Genomic DNA, 16863 nt, shown 5'->3' with positions numbered 1-16863 from the left:
CCTCTCGGGCTTTCCTCCGGGCACTTCCCTTCGGTCTTACGTTTCCAACCCTACCAGACTCTTTTTCCATTTCCGTTTCCGGTGAGGAATTCGAATCCAGTGGCCGATTGGAGTGGCCTTTGCCTTTCGGCTGACCCGACTTTATCAGAGATTCTGAGTCGGAATTCCCGCCCCGTTCGGGGTACTTCCGGGCGCACAAGTACGCCGGGATCCCGTTCAGGCGGAGCCGTAAACTTACTGGAGCGGGGCGCCCCGACGCAAATCGAGGGCCCCGCTCCAGGTCGACGACGTCAGACCTCGACGACGACGGGAAGGATCATCGGGCGTCGGCGGTAGGTGTCCGAGACCCACTTGCCCATCGAGCGGCGGATCAACTGCTGGAGTTGGTGGGGTTCCACCACGCCGTCCTGGGCGGACTTGTTCAGGGCTTCCTCGATCTTCGGGACGACGGCAATGAGGGCCGAGTCCTCGATGCCGGAGCCGCGGGCATGGATGTGCGGACCGCCGGTGATCTTGCCGGTGGTGCTGTCCACGACCACGAAGACCGAGATGATGCCCTCGTCGCCGAGGATGCGGCGGTCCTTGAGAGAGGTCTCGGTGACATCGCCGACCGAGAGACCGTCGACGTACACATAGCCCGCCTGCACCTTGCCGACGATCTTGGCCTTGCCATCGACGAGGTCGACGACGACGCCGTCCTCGGCGATGACGATGCGGTCCTTCGGGACACCCGTCAGGGCACCGAGCTCGGCGTTGGCGCGCAGATGGCGCCATTCGCCGTGTACCGGCATCAGGTTCTTCGGCTTGCAGATGTTGTAGAAGTACAAGAGCTCGCCGGCCGAGGCGTGGCCCGAGACATGCACCTTGGCATTGCCCTTGTGGACGACGTTCGCACCCCACCTGGTCAGGCCGTTGATCACGCGGTAGACCGCGTTCTCGTTGCCCGGGATGAGGGACGAGGCCAGGATCACCGTGTCGCCCGGGACGATGCGGATCTGGTGGTCGCGGTTGGCCATCCGGGAGAGCGCGGCCATCGGCTCGCCCTGGGATCCCGTGCAGACCAGCACGACCTCGCTGTCCGGGAGGTCGTCGAGGGTCTTGACGTCCACGACCAGACCGGCCGGCACCCGCAGATAGCCGAGGTCGCGGGCGATGCCCATGTTGCGGACCATCGAGCGGCCGACGAAAGCCACGCGGCGGCCGTTTTCGTGAGCGGCGTCGAGGACCTGCTGGATGCGGTGCACGTGGCTGGCGAAACTCGCCACGATGACGCGCTTCTGGGCGCTCGCGAAGACCTGGCGCAGCACGTTCGAGATGTCGCGCTCCGGCGGGACGAAGCCCGGGACCTCGGCGTTCGTCGAGTCCGACAGCAGGAGGTCGATGCCCTCCTCACTGAGGCGCGCGAATGCGTGCAGGTCGGTCAGGCGGCCGTCCAGCGGGAGCTGGTCCATCTTGAAGTCGCCGGTGTGGACCACCATGCCCGCCGGTGTGCGGATGGCGACCGCCAGGGCGTCCGGGATGGAGTGGTTGACCGCGATGAACTCGCAGTCGAAGGGGCCGATGCGCTCGCGGTGGCCCTCGGTGACTTCGAGGGTGTACGGGCGGATCCGGTGCTCCTGGAGCTTTGCCTCGATCAGGGCGAGGGTCAGCTTGGAGCCGATCAGCGGGATGTCCTGCTTCAGCCGGAGCAGATACGGGACGGCGCCGATGTGGTCCTCGTGGCCGTGCGTGAGCACGATGCCGTCGACGTCGTCGAGACGGTCCCGGATGGTGGTGAAGTCCGGCAGGATCAGGTCGATGCCGGGCTGCTCCTCCTCAGGGAAGAGGACGCCGCAGTCGACGATGAGCAGCCGGCCGTCGTACTCGAAGACCGTCATGTTTCGGCCGATCTCGCCGAGACCGCCGAGTGGGGTAACGCGCAGGCCGCCCTTGGGGATCTCCGGCGGGGCGCCGAGTTCAGGATGCGGATGACTCAAAAGACTCTCCTCACCACGCACGCCACGTACCGCTGCGGCACGTGGCATACATGACATTCATGCACTTACTGGTGTATTGTTCGGCCATTTTGGCCGGATTTCTTCGGGTATTCAGTTGTGAAGTCCGTACGTGAAGCCGTTCCAGCAGTTCGGGCAGTTCAGAGCTCTACCCCGCCGGCCAAGAGGTCGATCTTGAGCTGCGCGGTTTCCGCCGGGGAGAGCTCCACCAGGGGGAGCCGGAGCGGTCCGGCCGGGTGGCCCTGGAGGGCAAGGGCCGCCTTGGTGGTGATGACACCCTGCGTTCGGAACATGCCGGTGAAGACCGGGAGCAGCTGCTGGTGGATCTCGGTGGCCTTCTGGACGTCACCGGTGAGGTGGGCGTCCAGGAGGGCGCGGAGCTCGGGGGTGACGACATGGCCGACGACCGAAACGAAGCCGACGGCGCCGACCGAGAGCAGCGGGAGGTTGAGCATGTCGTCGCCGGAGTACCAGGCGAGACCGCTGCGCGCGATGGCCCAGCTGGCGCGGCCGAGGTCGCCCTTGGCGTCCTTGTTGGCCACTATGCGCGGGTGGTCGGCGAGGCGTACGAGCGTCTCGGTGTCGATCGGGACGCCGCTGCGGCCAGGGATGTCGTAGAGCATCACGGGCAGTTCCGTCGCGTCGGCGATGGCCGAGAAGTGACGGTACAGGCCCTCCTGCGGGGGCTTGTTGTAGTACGGCGTCACAGCGAGCAGGCCGTGTGCCCCGGCGCGCTCGGCGCTGCGAGCGAGCTCGATGCTGTGGCGCGTGTCATTGGTGCCGATACCGGCGACGACATGTGCCCGGTCTCCGACCGCTTCCAGTACAGCCCGTACAAGCTGGTCTTTCTCCGCGTCGCTGGTGGTCGGCGACTCACCCGTGGTGCCGTTGATGATCAGGCCGTCGTTGCCTGCGTCCACCAGATGGGCGGCCAGGCGCTGGGCACCTGCGAGGTCAAGTGCGCCGTCCGCGGTGAAGGGCGTGACCATGGCGGTGAGGACCCGCCCGAAGGGGGTCTGCGGAGTGGAGATCGGAGCCATGGGTAACACGCTACTCGCTGCTCAGTACGCAGTGTCCCCTCGGGGGACGTGATGTACAAGTTGGCAATAGGAGCCCGGCACTGCCTGCTCGGGGGTTCAAGCAGTGCCGGGTCCGTTTGATCAGCCTAGATGAACTTCATGAAATACCGCAATGCGGACACTTCGCCAGGCTCATCCGTACACCTGTGCTCCGTGGGTGCTCCGCGGGCGTCCGAGGCCGCCCTACGGGAGCACCGAGGCTGCTCTGCGGGCGCCCTACGGAGCGACGCGGCCGTTCGCATTGAAGGCGGCGTACGTAAGCGGCATGAGGTTCGCCCAGTGCTGCTCCATCTTCTCGCCGACCATTTCGATCTCCCGTTGCGGGAACGACGGCACCGTCGCCAGCTCGTGCTGGGTACGCAGACCGAGGAAGTGCATCAGCGAACGGGCGTTGCAGGTCGCGTACATGGACGAGAACAGACCGACCGGGAGAACGGCACGGGCGATCTCGCGGGCGACACCCTCGGCCAGCATCTCCTGGTACGTCTCGTACGAGCGGCGGTACGAGTCCACCATCGCCTCCGAGACGACCTTGTGCTGCTCCGGGGATCCGTCGATGAAGACGTACTTGCCGGGGCGGCCCTCCTGGACCAGCTTGCGGTCCTGGCCCGGGACGTAGAAGACCGGCTGCAGCTCGCGGTAGCGGCCGGACTCCTCGTTGTAGGACCAGCCGACGCGGTGCCGCATGAACTCGCGGAAGACGAAGATCGGGGCGCTGATGAAGAAGGTCATCGAGTTGTGCTCGAAGGGGCTGCCGTGGCGGTCGCGCATCAGGTAGTTGATGAGCCCCTTGGAGCGCTCGGGGTCCTTCTGGAGCTCCTCCAGAGACTGCTCACCCGCCGTGGAGACTCGGGCGGCCCACAGCACGTCGGAGTCGCCGGCGGTGTGTTTCACCAGCTCGACGGTGACATCGCTGCGGAAGCTCGGCGTGGCTGTGTCGATGGGGGTGTCGGGCACCAGGGGTCCTTCCGGTCAACGCTTCGGCGGCGCCCACTTTAACGAGGGGAGGCCTCGGCAGTGTCTCGGCCCCCTTTGAACATTTCTGATAACTCGGGCACCAAATGACGGTTTTTGACGTCACTACCAGTAGAAGTGTCCTGTCACAAGATTCCAACCCCCAGATTTCAAGGAGAGTCCCTGATGTTCCGCCGGGGAGAGGCCGTCCCGTTCGCATTCGTCGCCGAGGCCGACCGCTTCCGCAGCAACGTCGATCAGCCGCCGCGCGAACGGCTGAGCGTCTCCGAGCTCGCGGGCCGCACGCTGGTCGGGCTGACCATCGTCTTCGGACTGGCCGGCTCCCTGCTTTTCGGGCTTCCCGCGCTGGATTCCGGCCAGGCTACGGGGCATTCGCAGCAGTCCGAGGCGTCCGACGGGCGCTGACTGACTCGTACGGCCCCCTGGGGTGGTCGGTCAGTGACCTCCTCGGTAGCCTCACCGGCACAGCCCAACCGAGTGTGCTGGTGAGTGAGGATCAGTCGTGCCCCTGCCTTTTCTGACGGCCGACCGTGCATTTGGCACGAACGCTGACGACGTCGCGCTGCCCTTCGACGACCACGACCACTGGCGGCGTCCGTACCGGCCGGGGCCCTGGCGCGTCGCCGGGGCGGCGTTGCTGCTGCTGCTCGCGTCGTTCGTACTCATCGCGGCGATGATCATCGCGTTCGCCGGTGCGCTGCCGGGCGCGGGTCTCTGCCTGGGGCTGGGTCTCGTACTGATCATCGCGGCGCTGCGGATGCTGCGCGCGGGCGCCTGGGTCAGTAGGCACGGAGTGCGCCGCGTGAGCTTCTTCTCGACCACCACTGTGTCGTGGAACCACGCCGCCGCGGTACGCACCGTTCAGCAGCCGGTCCGCTGGCTCGGGCTGCCGCGGACGGTGCAGGGGCAAGCGCTCGTCCTCGTACGGCAGAGCGGTGAGCCGCTGCCGCTGCTGACCGATCACAACGCGGACTTCCTGTCGCGTCCCGAGGCCTTCGACCGGGCCGCGGACACCGTCGAGGCCTGGGGCTCGGAGTACCGGGCCGCCTAGGCCGGGGCCGGCCTGCCGTCGTGCAGGGCGATCGCCCGCTGCATCGCCTTGCGGGCGCGCGGGGTGTCCCGGGCGTCGTGGTAGGCGACGGCAAGACGGAACCAGCAGCGCCAGTCGTCCGGTGAATCCTCGGTCTCCGCACGACGCATGGCGAAGATCTCGTCGGCCGCGTCGCGATCGATGCGGCCGCCGGCCGTACGCCTCGACTCCTCGGCGGGCAGGCCGTCTTCGGCCTCCAGCTCGCGGGCCAGCCGATGGGCATTGCGCGCGAATCGCGTGTTGTACCAGAGGAACCAGACGCCGACACCCGGCAGCAGGAAGGCCACCGCGCCCATCCCCATCGCGGCCGGCTCACCGGTCAGCATGAGGAGCACACCCTCCAGCGCCACCACGCCGAAGACAATGACCAGCACGGTGGCGAGGAAGAAGTACGTGATCTTTCCGCCCATGGCCGTCAGCCCAGGTCCAGGAAGTGTTCCAGGCCGAAGGTGAGGCCTGGGGTGGACACCACGCGGCGGACGCCGAGCAGAATGCCCGGCATGAAGCTGCTGTGATGCAGGGAGTCGTGCCGGATCGTGAGCGTCTCGCCCTCGCCGCCGAGCAGGACTTCCTGGTGGGCGAGCAGGCCACGCAGACGGATGGCGTGCACCGGGACACCGTCCACGTCGGCGCCGCGGGCGCCGTCCAGGGCGGTGACGGTGGCGTCGGGCTGGGGGGCGCAGCCCGCCTCCGCGCGGGCCGCCGCGATGAGCTGGGCGGTGCGGGTGGCGGTGCCGGAGGGCGCGTCGGCCTTGTTCGGGTGGTGCAGTTCCACCACCTCGACGGACTCGAAGTAGCGCGCCGCCTGCTGCGCGAACTTCATGGTGAGGACCGCGCCGATGGAGAAGTTCGGCGCGATGAGCACACCGGTCTGCGGCGATGCGGCGAGCGAGGTGTTCAGCTGCGCGAGGCGTTCGTCGGTCCAGCCGGTGGTGCCGACGACCGCGTGAATGCCGTGGCGTACGCAGAAGTCGAGATTCCCCATCACCGAGGCCGGGGTGGTCAGTTCGACCACGACCTGTGCGTCGGACTCCACCAGGGCTTCCAGCTTGTCGCCCCGGCCGAGGGCGGCGACCAGTTCCATGTCGTCGGCGGCCTCGACGGCTCGTACCGCTTCCGAGCCGATACGGCCGTTGGCGCCGAGAACGGCCACGCGCAGCTTGCTCATTGCTCTTTCCTTAAGGGTTGGGGGCCCGCTTCTAGGAGACCGCTTCGTGGAGACGGTCCGCCTGTTTGTCCTTGAGCGGGCCGATCACCGACAGCGAGGGGCGGTGTCCGAGCACCTCGGCCGCCACCGCGCGTACCTCGTCGGGGGTGACGGCGGCTATCCGCGCGAGCATGTCGTCGACCGACATCTGCTCGCCCCAGCACAGTTCGCTCTTGCCGATCCGGTTCATCAGCGCGCCGGTGTCCTCCAGGCCCAGCACGGTCGAGCCGGACAGCTGGCCCACTGCGCGGCCGATCTCCTCGTCCGGCAGACCGTCCGAGGCGACCCGGTCGAGCTCGTCGCGGCAGATCTTCAGGACGTCGTGGACCTGGCTGGGGCGGCAGCCCGCGTAGACGCCGAAGAGGCCGGTGTCGGCGAAGCCCGAGGTGTACGAGTACACGCTGTAGGCAAGGCCCCGCTTCTCCCGTACCTCCTGGAAAAGGCGCGACGACATGCCTCCGCCGAGGGCGGTGTTGAGCACGCCGAGCGCCCAGCGGCGCTCGTCGGTGCGGGCCAGTCCTGGCGTGCCGAGGACGACATGGGCCTGCTCGGTCTTGCGGTTCAGCAGCTCGACGCGGCCGGCGGTGCGGATGCTGCGCGAGCCGTCGCGGGGAGGTGTCGGGGCCGCGTCCGTACGGGACAGGGCGCCGGCCTTCTCGAAGGCCTTGCGGACCTGGCGTACGACCGTGGCGTGATCGACGTTGCCCGCCGCGGCGACGACCAGATGCGTCGGGTCGTAGTGCTTCTTGTAGAAGCGGCGGATGCGCTCTGCGGTCAGCGCGTTGACGGTGTCGACGGTGCCGAGTACCGGGCGGCCGAGGGGGGTGTCTCCGAGCATGGTGTGCGCGAACAGATCGTGCACACAGTCGCCCGGGTCGTCCTCGGTCATCGCGATCTCTTCGAGGATGACGCCGCGCTCGGCGTCGACGTCCTCTTGCAGGATCAGCGAGCCGGTGAGCATGTCGCAGACCACGTCGATGGCGAGCGGCAGGTCGGTGTCGAGCACCCGCGCGTAGTAGCAGGTGTACTCCTTCGCCGTGAAGGCGTTCATCTCGCCGCCGACGGCGTCGAGGGCGGAGGAGATGTCGAGGGCGGAGCGCTTGTGCGTGCCCTTGAACAGGAGGTGCTCGAGGTAGTGCGTGGCGCCGTTCAGGGACGGCGTCTCGTCGCGGGAGCCGACGTTCGCCCAGATTCCGAAGGTGGCGGAGCGTACGGACGGCAGGGTCTCGGTGACGACGCGGAGGCCGCCGGGCAGGACGGTGCGGCGAACCGTGCCGATGCCGTGCTCGCCCTTGAGGAGCGTTTGGGTACGGGCGACGGCCCGCGCCTCCGAGGAGGTGCGGGCCGTCACACGGGAACTACGCGACGTCACTTGTCGGTGTCGTCCTTCTTGTCTTCGGCGTCCTCGCCCTCGATCACGGGGATCAGGGAGAGCTTGCCGCGGGAGTCGATCTCGGCGATCTCGACCTGGACCTTGGAGCCGACCGCGACCACGTCCTCGACATTCTCCACACGCTTGCCACCGGCGAGCTTGCGGATCTGCGAGATGTGCAGCAGGCCGTCCTTGCCCGGCATGAGGGAGACGAACGCACCGAAGGTGGTGGTCTTGACGACCGTACCCAGGTAGCGCTCGCCGACCTCCGGCATGGTCGGGTTGGCGATCGCGTTGATCGTGGCACGGGCGGCCTCGGCCTGCGAGCCCTGCTGGGCACCGATGTAGATGGTGCCGTCGTCCTCGATCGTGATGTCGGCGCCGGTGTCCTCCTGGATCTGGTTGATCATCTTGCCCTTGGGGCCGATGACCTCACCGATCTTGTCCACCGGGATCTTGACCGTGATGATCCGCGGGGCGTTGGGGGACATCTCGTCCGGGACGTCGATGGCCTCGTTCATCACATCGAGGATGTGGAGGCGGGCGTCGCGGGCCTGCTTCAGCGCGGCGGCCAGGACCGAGGCGGGGATGCCGTCGAGCTTGGTGTCGAGCTGAAGCGCGGTGACGAAGTCCTTCGTACCGGCGACCTTGAAGTCCATGTCACCGAAGGCGTCCTCCGCACCGAGGATGTCGGTGAGGGTGACGTAGTGGGTCTCGCCCTCGATCTCCTCGGAGATCAGGCCCATGGCGATACCGGCGACGGAGGCCTTGAGCGGCACACCGGCGTTCAGCAGCGACATGCTGGAGGCGCAGACCGAGCCCATGGACGTCGAGCCGTTGGAGCCCAGCGCCTCGGAGACCTGGCGGATGGCGTACGGGAACTCCTCGCGCGTCGGCAGCACCGGCACGATGGCGCGCTCGGCGAGCGCACCGTGGCCGATCTCGCGGCGCTTCGGCGAACCGACGCGGCCGGTCTCACCGACGGAGTACGGCGGGAAGTTGTAGTTGTGCATGTAGCGCCTGCGGGTCACCGGGGAGAGGGTGTCCAGCTGCTGCTCCATACGGAGCATGTTGAGGGTGGTGACGCCCAGGATCTGGGTCTCACCACGCTCGAACAGCGCCGAGCCGTGCACGCGCGGGATGGCCTCGACCTCGGCGGCGAGCGTACGGATGTCCGTGACGCCACGGCCGTCGATACGGACCTTGTCCTTGATGACGCGCTCGCGGACCAGCTTCTTGGTCAGCGCGCGGTAGGCACCGGAGATCTCCTTCTCGCGGCCCTCGAACTGCGGGAGCAGCTTCTCAGCGGCGATCTCCTTGACGCGGTCCAGCTCGGCCTCGCGCTCCTGCTTGCCCGCGATCGTGAGCGCCTGGGCGAGCTCGCTCTTGACCGCGGCGGTCAGCGCCTCGAGGACGTCGTCCTCGTAGTCGAGGAAGGTCGGGAACTCGCCGGTCGGCTTGGCGGCCTTGGCGGCGAGGTCCGACTGCGCCTTGCACAGGGCCTTGATGAAGGGCTTCGCGGCCTCGAGACCCGCGGCCACGATCTCCTCGGTCGGCGCCTCGGCGCCGCCCTTGACGAGCTCGATGGTCTTCGTGGTGGCCTCGGCCTCGACCATCATGATCGCGACGTCACCGTCCTCCAGGACGCGACCGGCGACCACCATGTCGAAGACGGCGTCCTCGAGCTCGGTGTGCGTCGGGAAGGCGACCCACTGGCCCTTGATCAGGGCGACACGGGTGCCGCCGATCGGGCCGGAGAAGGGCAGGCCGGCCAGCTGCGTGGAGCAGGAGGCGGCGTTGATCGCGACCACGTCGTACAGGTGGTCGGGGTTGAGCGCCATGATCGTCTCGACGACCTGGATCTCATTGCGCAGGCCCTTCTTGAAGGACGGGCGCAGCGGGCGGTCGATCAGGCGGCAGGTGAGGATCGCGTCCTCGGAGGGCCGGCCCTCACGACGGAAAAAGGAGCCGGGAATCTTGCCGGCTGCGTACATCCGCTCCTCGACGTCCACCGTCAGGGGGAAGAAGTCGAGCTGGTCCTTGGGCTTCTTGGAAGCGGTGGTGGCCGACAGGACCATGGTCTCGTCGTCCAGGTAGGCGACGGCGGAGCCGGCGGCCTGACGGGCCAGTCGGCCCGTCTCGAAGCGGATGGTGCGGGTGCCGAAGGATCCGTTGTCAATAACGGCCTCGGCGTAGTGGGTCTCGTTCTCCACTAGCGTTTTCTCCTCGTCTTCGTCCCCTCGCCCGTGTGGCGGGGGACGGTGGCCGAGAAGCCCTCGTTCTGCGGGCCGGTCTTCGATCGAAGCACCCGGGGTGTGGTTCTCCGGGGGCCACTACCGAGGACCGGCGGCGGGGAGGCGGCTTCTCGCTCGTTCGGTCTTGCGGTGTTCTGGTATTGCGTTGTGCGACCAGACTAATTGCCGTCCGGTACGTCGCGCACGTACAGCAAAGGGAGCGGCCCCCTATGAGTGGGAACCGCTCCCTACCACGACGTCTTACTTGGCGCCGCCGGCCGCGCCACGGCGGATGCCGAGGCGGTCGACCAGCGCGCGGAAGCGCTGGATGTCCTTCTTGGCCAGGTACTGCAGCAGACGGCGACGCTGGCCCACCAGGATCAGCAGACCACGGCGGGAGTGGTGGTCGTGCTTGTGCGTCTTGAGGTGCTCGGTCAGGTCCGAGATACGGCGGGAGAGCATCGCGACCTGCACCTCGGGGGAGCCGGTGTCGCCCTCCTTGGTGCCGAACTCGGACATGATCTGCTTCTTCGTAGCGGCGTCGAGAGACACTCGGTACTCCTCTTGGTGTTCGATGCGCCCACGAGTGCCCCTGGTCTTGATCTCAGGGGAGCTTCCGTGACTCGGAGGCGAAGGTCCGATGAGCGCAGACCGCAGAGCCCTGTCAGGACTCCGGAGGTCGCGTACACAAACGGCCGTCACACAGCGTACCAGTGTGTCAGGAGGTCATCGCACGGATGGAGTGGTAGACGTCGAAGACCGCGAGGCACAGCGGTACAAGCGTCAGCAGCACAAAAGCTTCCGCGATCTCCAGAGAGCGGCCCCAGAAGGGCGTGACGCCCTTGCGCGGCACGATCAGCCCGATGGCGGTGATCATCGCGGCGACCGCGGCGACCGCGGCGGTGAGCCAGACCGTACGGATGTCGAGCGCCGCGCCATCGCCCTTCAGGGCATCGATCATCAGCCCCCTCGGCGGATTCAGGCACAGCCCGAGACCGAGCAGCGTCAGTGCGCCGAGGCCCGCTGCCAGGGCGCAGCCGACCTGTGCCGTATAGCGGAACAGGTGCGCGCGCATCAGCATGGCGATGCCGGTGGCGAGGGCGAGCAGCTGGCCCCACACGTTGCCGGAGAAGCCGAGCACCGCTGCGGCACCCACAGCCACCAGCGCACAGCCGCCGACCAGGCCGACCAGCAGCTCGTGGCCGCGCCGGGCCATCGCCGCGATGCGTTCGGCATCGACCGGCCCCTGGGGCACGGGGTCGGTTCCGTAGTCGCCGACGGCCGTACGGGGGGGCTCGAATCCGATGGGGAGGCGGGCGAAACGCGTGGAGAGACCGGGCAGGAAGGCAAGAGCTCCCACGGCGAGGGAGGCGCACACCGCGGCGGTCTCAGCCGGCTCCATCCTGGTCGTGATCGCGGCGAAGGTCACCAGCAGGCCGACGGCGGCGGCGAAGACGAATGCGACGAAAGGCCCGTCTCCGCCAGGGGCGACGATCATCAGGATCACCGAAGCGACCAGCACGGCAGCACAGGCGAGCAGGAACTGCAGCTTGCCGATGCCCTGCCCGTCCCCCAGCGGCAGCAGTCCGGCACCGGCGACAGCGGCGTTGGCCATTGAGCCGATGCCCAGGGCGACGGAGGAGGCTCGGTCGTCGTACACCCGTGCACGTACGCCGGCGAGCGCGAGCAGCAGTACTCCGGTGACGGTGGCCAGGATGCCCGGCAGACCGTGCATATCGTGCCGGGGGTCGGCGGTCCACAGCACGAAGGCGAGCAGTACGAGCAGGACGGACCCACCGAAGAGCCCGGCGCCGCGCATCAGGCTGTCGTTCCAGAGCGTGCGATCGCGTGCGACGGCGGACGCCACGGCATCGGAGACGTCGTCGAAGACCGCCGGGGGCAGAGATTCGGCGAAGGGCCGCAGCGACAGAAGCTCGCCGTCGAGGATGCGCTGGGCCGCCAGGGAGCGCGCGCTGTCGAGCACGGTTCCGTCGCGACGCACCAGGTGGTACCCGACCGGGGCACCCTCCGCCGGGCTCTGTCCGGACAGACGGAGGATCTCCGGGTGGAGATCGGCGACCGGGATGTCTTCGGGCAGTGCCACGTCGACGCGACCGTCCGGCGCGACGACCGTGACTCGGCAGAAACCGGTTCCGCCGCTGGACGGAGCTCCGGGAGCCGGGTGACCGGTTCCGGTGGCCGCCGCTGGGGCCGTCATACTCACGTGCTGCTTCCCCTCGTGGTTCTCATGGATCGTGAGACTCGCTTTGCTCCCCGAATGACCCCTTTTTTTGCGGTAGTTCACTGGCGAGCAAACGCGTCGCGCCACCCTACCGCCAACCGTTCACCGGCCACGCAAGTAGGATCCCTCCCCGCGGATGGAACCCGTCGCCACGGGGGCGCCGATAGGAACATTTCCATCCGGCAAGGGAATTGGTGAGCTGTGAGCCAGATCGTCGTCAAGCGCCCACCTCGGGCACTGCCCTCCGAAGTGCCCAGCGAGCAGGTGCAGTTGCAACCCCCGCCCGAGCTGCCGAGAGGGCAGCAGGAGGGGGCGCTGATGCAGTTGCTGCCGATGCTGGGTATGGGTGGCTCTGTCGTCTTCTTCTTCATGACCCCGAATCCGATCATGCGGATCATGGGCATGGTGATGATCGCGTCGACAGTCGGCATGGCCATCGCGATGCTGGTCCGCTACCGGCGCGGCACCCAGGGACAGCTCGCCGACATGCGGCGCGACTACCTGAAGTACCTGACTCAGACCAGGCGGTCGGTCCTGAGGACCGCGCACCTGCAGCGCGACGCGCAGTTCTATCTCCACCCGTCCCCGGAGCAGTTGTGGGCGTTGGTCGCCGAGGGCAGCCGGGTCTGGGAGCGCCGCGTCGGCGACGACGACTTCGGACAGGTGCGCATCGGCCTGGGCAGCCAACAGCTCGCGACCCCCCTCATCGCCCCCGAGACGGCGCCCGTTGACGAGCTGGAGCCGCTCACCGCGGGGGCGATGCAGCAGTTCCTGACGGCGCACGGCACGCTGGACGGCCTGCCCATGGCCGTCTCGCTGCGCGCCTTCTATCACCTGACGGTCAGCGGCGACGCCGAGTCCGTCCGCGCCACGGCCCGCGCGATGGTCGGCTCGCTCGCCTCCCTGCACTCCCCCGAAGACCTGGTCGTCGCCATCGCCACCGGGCGCGAGACGGCATCGCATTGGGAGTGGGCGAAGTGGCTTCCGCACGTCCAGGCCCCGGGCAGCAGCGACGGCGCGGGCAGCCGCCGCCTCATCACCACCGACGCACGCGACCTGGACGACATGCTCGCCGGGCGCTTCGATGGCCGGCCCCGCTTCGGCGGCGGCCAGCCTCTGCTGGATCAACCGCACATCATCGTCGTACTGGATGGCCAGTCGGTACCCCCCATGTCGGCGCTCGCGGCAGCGGAAGGGCTGCAGGGCGTGACGGTCATCGAGGTCGTACCTGGCGAGGTCACCGGGGCCCGCGGCGGTCTGTCCGTGGTCGTGCACCCCGACTCGCTTCAACTGGAGTCGGGACACGGCCTGGTGTATGACGGGACGCCCGACCGGCTCAGCATCGAGGCCGCCGAGGCGCTCGCCCGCCAGCTCGCGCCGCTGCAGGTGGCCACCGGCGGTGACGACGACGAACCGCTGCTGGCCAACCTCGACTTCACGGATCTGCTGAATCTCGGTGACGCGGCGTCCGTGGACGTCGCGCGCACCTGGCGGCCCCGGTCCCAGTCGGAACGGCTGCGCGTCCCGATCGGCGTGGGCGAGGACGGCGCCCCCGTGATGCTGGACCTCAAGGAGGCTGCGCAGGAGGGCATGGGTCCGCACGGCCTGTGCGTAGGCGCGACCGGTTCCGGAAAGTCCGAGCTGCTGCGGACGCTGGTGCTGGGCCTCGCGGTCACCCACTCGTCGGAAACGCTCAACTTCGTCCTCGCGGACTTCAAGGGTGGCGCGACCTTCGCCGGTATGTCGCAAATGCCGCACGTCGCCGCGGTGATCACCAACCTCGCGGACGACCTGACACTGGTGGACCGCATGGGCGACTCCATCCGCGGTGAGCTCAACCGCCGCCAGGAGATGCTGCGCGACGCGGGCAACTACGCCAACATCCACGACTACGAGAAGGCGCGTGCCGCGGGAGCCCCGCTCCAGCCGGTCCCCTCGCTCGTCATCGTCATCGACGAGTTCAGCGAACTCCTCACCGCCATGCCGGACTTCATCGAGATGTTCGTCCAGATCGGCCGTATCGGACGGTCGCTCGGCGTCCATCTGCTGCTGGCCTCACAGCGGTTGGAGGAGGGGAGGCTGCGCGGTCTGGAGACGTATCTGTCGTACCGCGTCGGTCTGCGTACCTTCTCCGCGGCCGAGTCCCGCGCCGCGATCGGTGTGCCCGACGCGTACACCCTGCCGAACGTCCCCGGTTCGGGCTTCCTGAAGTACGGCACCGACGAGATGGTCCGCTTCAAGGCGGCGTACGTCTCGGGCGTGTACCGCACGAACCAGCACGCCGCCGTGCCCGGAGGCCCGCTGCCCGTCGACCGGCGGCCCGTCCCGTTCACCGCGGCCCCGGTCCCCGTCCGCTACGTCGAACCGACCGCGCAGCCGCGCATCCCCGACGCGCGGACGCAGGAGGACGACGCTCTGGCCGACTCCGTCCTCGACGTCATCGTGCGCCGGCTGGAAGGCCGCGGCGCCGAGGCCCACCAGGTGTGGCTGCCGCCGCTGGACAACCCGCCGCCGCTGGACGAGATCCTGCCGGGTCTCGCCGAAGTGGAGGGACGCGGACTGACGCAGCCGGGATTCGAGGGCGCGGGCAAGCTCGTCGTCCCGCTGGGCGTCGTCGACAAGCCCTTCGAGCAGCGCCGTGATGTGCTCTACCGGGACTTCTCCGGGGCGGCCGGCCACATGCAGATCGTCGGCGGCCCGCAGTCCGGCAAGTCGACGCTGCTGAGGACCCTCATCTCGGCCTTCGCGCTGACGCACACGCCGCGAGAAGTGCAGTTTTACGGGCTGGACTTCGGTGGTGGCGGCATGTCGTCCATAACGGGCCTGCCGCACGTCGGCGGGGTAGCCTCGCGCCTGGACCCCGAGCGCGTCCGCCGCACCGTGGCCGAGGTCTACGGCATCCTCTCCCGGCGCGAGGAGTACTTCCGCAGCGCCGGAATCGACTCGATCGCCACGTACCGCAGGCTCCGCAGCCGCGGTGAGATCTCCGTGTCGGACCAGCCGTGGGGCGACGTCTTCCTGGTCATCGACGGCTGGGGCAACTTCCGCACGGACTACGAGGGGCTGGAATCCGCGGTCGTCGACATGGCGGCGCGCGGGCTCGGCTACGGCATCCACGTGATTCTCACGGCATCCCGGTCGATGGATGTGCGCTCCAACATCAAGGACCACCTGATGAACCGCCTGGAACTCCGTCTGGGCGACACCATGGACTCGGAGGTGGACCGCAAGCTCGCGATCAACGTGCCGGCGGGAGTCCCCGGTCGCGGTCTGGTGCCCGAGAAGCTGCACTTCATGGCGTCGGTGCCGCGCATCGACGGCATCCAGTCCGACAGCGACCTCTCCGAGGCGACCACCGCGATGGTGCAGGAGGTCAGCCGCCACTGGCCTGGCCCCTCCGCCCCGAAGGTGCGTCTGCTCCCGCGCGAGCTCCCCGGGCACCAGCTTCCCGCAGGGTTCGCCGAACCCCGGCGCGGAGTGTCGTTCGCGATCGACGAGAACAACCTGGAGCCCGTGTTCGCCGACTTCGGCCGTGACCCGTTCTTCCTGGTGTTCGGTGAGAGCGAGTCCGGCAAGTCGAACCTGCTGCGCCTGCTCATCAAGCAGTTGACGGAACGGTACGACGGCAACGCCGCCAAGTTCTTCGTGATCGACAACCGGCGCGCCCTGCTCGACGTCACCCCCGCCACTCACTTGGCCGAGTACGTGCCGATGTCCAACAACATGGACCATCACGTCGACGCGCTGGCGGACCTGATGCAGCGCCGTGCGCCGTCCGCCGACGTCACGGCACAGCAGCTCCGCGACCGGAGCTGGTGGCAGGGCCCGGACGTCTTCGTGGTCGTCGACGACTACGACCTCGTGTCCACGTCGAGCGGCAACCCGCTGGCCAAGCTCACGGAGCAGCTGCCCTTCGCGCGTGACGTCGGTGTCCGCTTCATTATCGCGCGCAACTCGGCGGGAGCGAGCCGCGCGGCGTACGAGCCGTTCCTGCAACGGATGATGGAACTCGGCGCACAGGGCCTCCTGCTCTCCGGCGACCCGCAAGAGGGGGAGGTGCTCGGCGTCCGCATGCGGCCGATGCCTGAGGGGCGTGGCATTTTCGTGTCACGCCAGCGGGGGAAGCCGCTGGTGCAGACAGGGTGGCTGGGGGATCCTCAGTGACCGCGCGCACCCGGCGTGCAGTACCCGGCGCCCTCGGCTCTCCCGTGCCGCCGGAATGTGGCGGAGCGACGCGGCACGACAACCGTCGCCGGACGAACCGGGTCCTGGCGGCCGAAGGGGCGCCGTGTGGTCCGGGAGCCCTTCCGGGCACCGCGGCAGGAAGGGCGTAGCGGCGCCGTGCGAGCGACAGCAAGGAGACGCGTTCTCGTCACGGCGACCAACTGCGCCGCTGCCGGCGGCGTGTTCCTCGAAGCAGTGGACTTCCCCGATCGGCTGCCACGGCTCACGAAGCCATGACACGTCGTCCGTCAGGGTCGTGGAGCGCCTGTCACCGAGAGGGGCGCTCCCCGGCCCAGGTCGCACCGCCGAAGCCGACGCACGCGCGGCGTTGCAGACAAGGGGAGCTGCTCTGGCCCCGTGACGCACACAAGAAGCACGCGACGCCTCACGGCCCGCCGCGCAGAGGCTGGGCGTCCACGAAGGCCCGGCGCGTGCCCGCACTGGCG

The 16863-nt window shown here is 68.4% G+C and carries 12 protein-coding genes; 3 read left to right on the top strand and 9 right to left on the bottom strand.

Annotated features, from left to right (window positions below; genetic code table 11):
- Window positions 1-290: 290 nt before the first annotated feature.
- From J7E87_RS21435 to thyX, 3 genes are all read right to left on the bottom strand, one after another.
- A complete protein-coding gene (locus J7E87_RS21435) occupies window positions 291-1976 on the bottom strand; it encodes a ribonuclease J (protein ID WP_215096106.1) in 1686 nt (561 codons plus the stop codon).
- Between the two features lie 158 nt (window positions 1977-2134).
- Complete coding sequence (dapA, locus tag J7E87_RS21430) at window positions 2135-3034, bottom strand: 4-hydroxy-tetrahydrodipicolinate synthase (RefSeq protein ID WP_215096105.1); 900 nt, start codon at window positions 3032-3034, stop codon at window positions 2135-2137.
- 255 nt (window positions 3035-3289) lie between these two features.
- Window positions 3290-4030: an FAD-dependent thymidylate synthase gene (gene thyX / locus J7E87_RS21425; RefSeq protein WP_215096104.1), complete on the bottom strand. Its 741-nt coding sequence runs from the start codon at window positions 4028-4030 to the stop codon at window positions 3290-3292.
- 183 nt (window positions 4031-4213) lie between these two features.
- Here thyX and J7E87_RS21420 point away from each other — a divergent pair, with 183 nt between their 5' ends.
- Window positions 4214-4453, top strand: coding sequence for a hypothetical protein (locus J7E87_RS21420; protein ID WP_215096103.1), 240 nt, complete (start codon window positions 4214-4216; stop codon window positions 4451-4453).
- 97 nt (window positions 4454-4550) lie between these two features.
- Window positions 4551-5099, top strand: coding sequence for a hypothetical protein (locus tag J7E87_RS21415; RefSeq protein WP_215096102.1), 549 nt, complete (start codon window positions 4551-4553; stop codon window positions 5097-5099).
- Here the strand turns inward: J7E87_RS21415 and J7E87_RS21410 are convergent.
- The 6 genes from J7E87_RS21410 to eccD all read right to left on the bottom strand — a co-directional run bounded on the left by J7E87_RS21410 (window position 5096) and on the right by eccD (window position 12169).
- Complete coding sequence (locus J7E87_RS21410) at window positions 5096-5548, bottom strand: hypothetical protein (RefSeq protein ID WP_215096101.1); 453 nt, start codon at window positions 5546-5548, stop codon at window positions 5096-5098. The genes J7E87_RS21415 and J7E87_RS21410 overlap by 4 nt on opposite strands.
- Before the next feature lie 5 nt (window positions 5549-5553).
- Window positions 5554-6306, bottom strand: coding sequence for a 4-hydroxy-tetrahydrodipicolinate reductase (gene dapB / locus J7E87_RS21405; RefSeq protein WP_215096100.1), 753 nt, complete (start codon window positions 6304-6306; stop codon window positions 5554-5556).
- 31 nt (window positions 6307-6337) lie between these two features.
- Window positions 6338-7717, bottom strand: a complete 1380-nt coding sequence (locus J7E87_RS21400; protein ID WP_215096099.1) for a pitrilysin family protein — start codon at window positions 7715-7717, stop codon at window positions 6338-6340.
- Complete coding sequence (locus tag J7E87_RS21395; protein ID WP_215096098.1) at window positions 7714-9930, bottom strand: polyribonucleotide nucleotidyltransferase; 2217 nt, start codon at window positions 9928-9930, stop codon at window positions 7714-7716. Before J7E87_RS21395 ends, J7E87_RS21400 begins: the two co-directional genes overlap by 4 nt.
- A 282-nt stretch (window positions 9931-10212) precedes the next feature.
- The gene (gene rpsO, locus J7E87_RS21390) at window positions 10213-10503 is read right to left on the bottom strand and encodes a 30S ribosomal protein S15 (RefSeq protein ID WP_215096097.1); all 291 of its coding nucleotides are present in this window, start codon (window positions 10501-10503) and stop codon (window positions 10213-10215) included.
- A 166-nt stretch (window positions 10504-10669) separates the two neighbouring features.
- The gene (eccD, locus tag J7E87_RS21385; RefSeq protein ID WP_215096096.1) at window positions 10670-12169 is read right to left on the bottom strand and encodes a type VII secretion integral membrane protein EccD; all 1500 of its coding nucleotides are present in this window, start codon (window positions 12167-12169) and stop codon (window positions 10670-10672) included.
- A gap of 225 nt (window positions 12170-12394) precedes the next feature.
- Between eccD and eccCa the strand changes: the two genes are divergently transcribed.
- Window positions 12395-16357 (top strand): type VII secretion protein EccCa, encoded by a 3963-nt coding sequence (gene eccCa / locus J7E87_RS21380; RefSeq protein WP_215096095.1) that lies wholly within the window; start codon window positions 12395-12397, stop codon window positions 16355-16357.
- Window positions 16358-16863: the final 506 nt, after the last annotated feature.

This window comes from Streptomyces sp. ISL-1 (genome assembly GCF_018614585.1).
Classification (GTDB): domain Bacteria; phylum Actinomycetota; class Actinomycetes; order Streptomycetales; family Streptomycetaceae; genus Streptomyces; species Streptomyces maoxianensis.
Note: the sequence above shows the minus strand (reverse complement) of the source record. Positions and strands in the feature narration are given on the sequence as shown.

Coding starts and splice junctions, on each gene's coding strand:
- dapA (WP_215096105.1), bottom strand. CDS start 3,034: ATGGCTCCGATCTCCACTCCGCAGACCCCCTTCGGGCGGGTCCTCACC.
- J7E87_RS21420 (WP_215096103.1), top strand. CDS start 4,214: ATGTTCCGCCGGGGAGAGGCCGTCCCGTTCGCATTCGTCGCCGAGGCC.
- J7E87_RS21410 (WP_215096101.1), bottom strand. CDS start 5,548: ATGGGCGGAAAGATCACGTACTTCTTCCTCGCCACCGTGCTGGTCATT.
- dapB (WP_215096100.1), bottom strand. CDS start 6,306: ATGAGCAAGCTGCGCGTGGCCGTTCTCGGCGCCAACGGCCGTATCGGC.
- eccD (WP_215096096.1), bottom strand. CDS start 12,169: ATGACGGCCCCAGCGGCGGCCACCGGAACCGGTCACCCGGCTCCCGGA.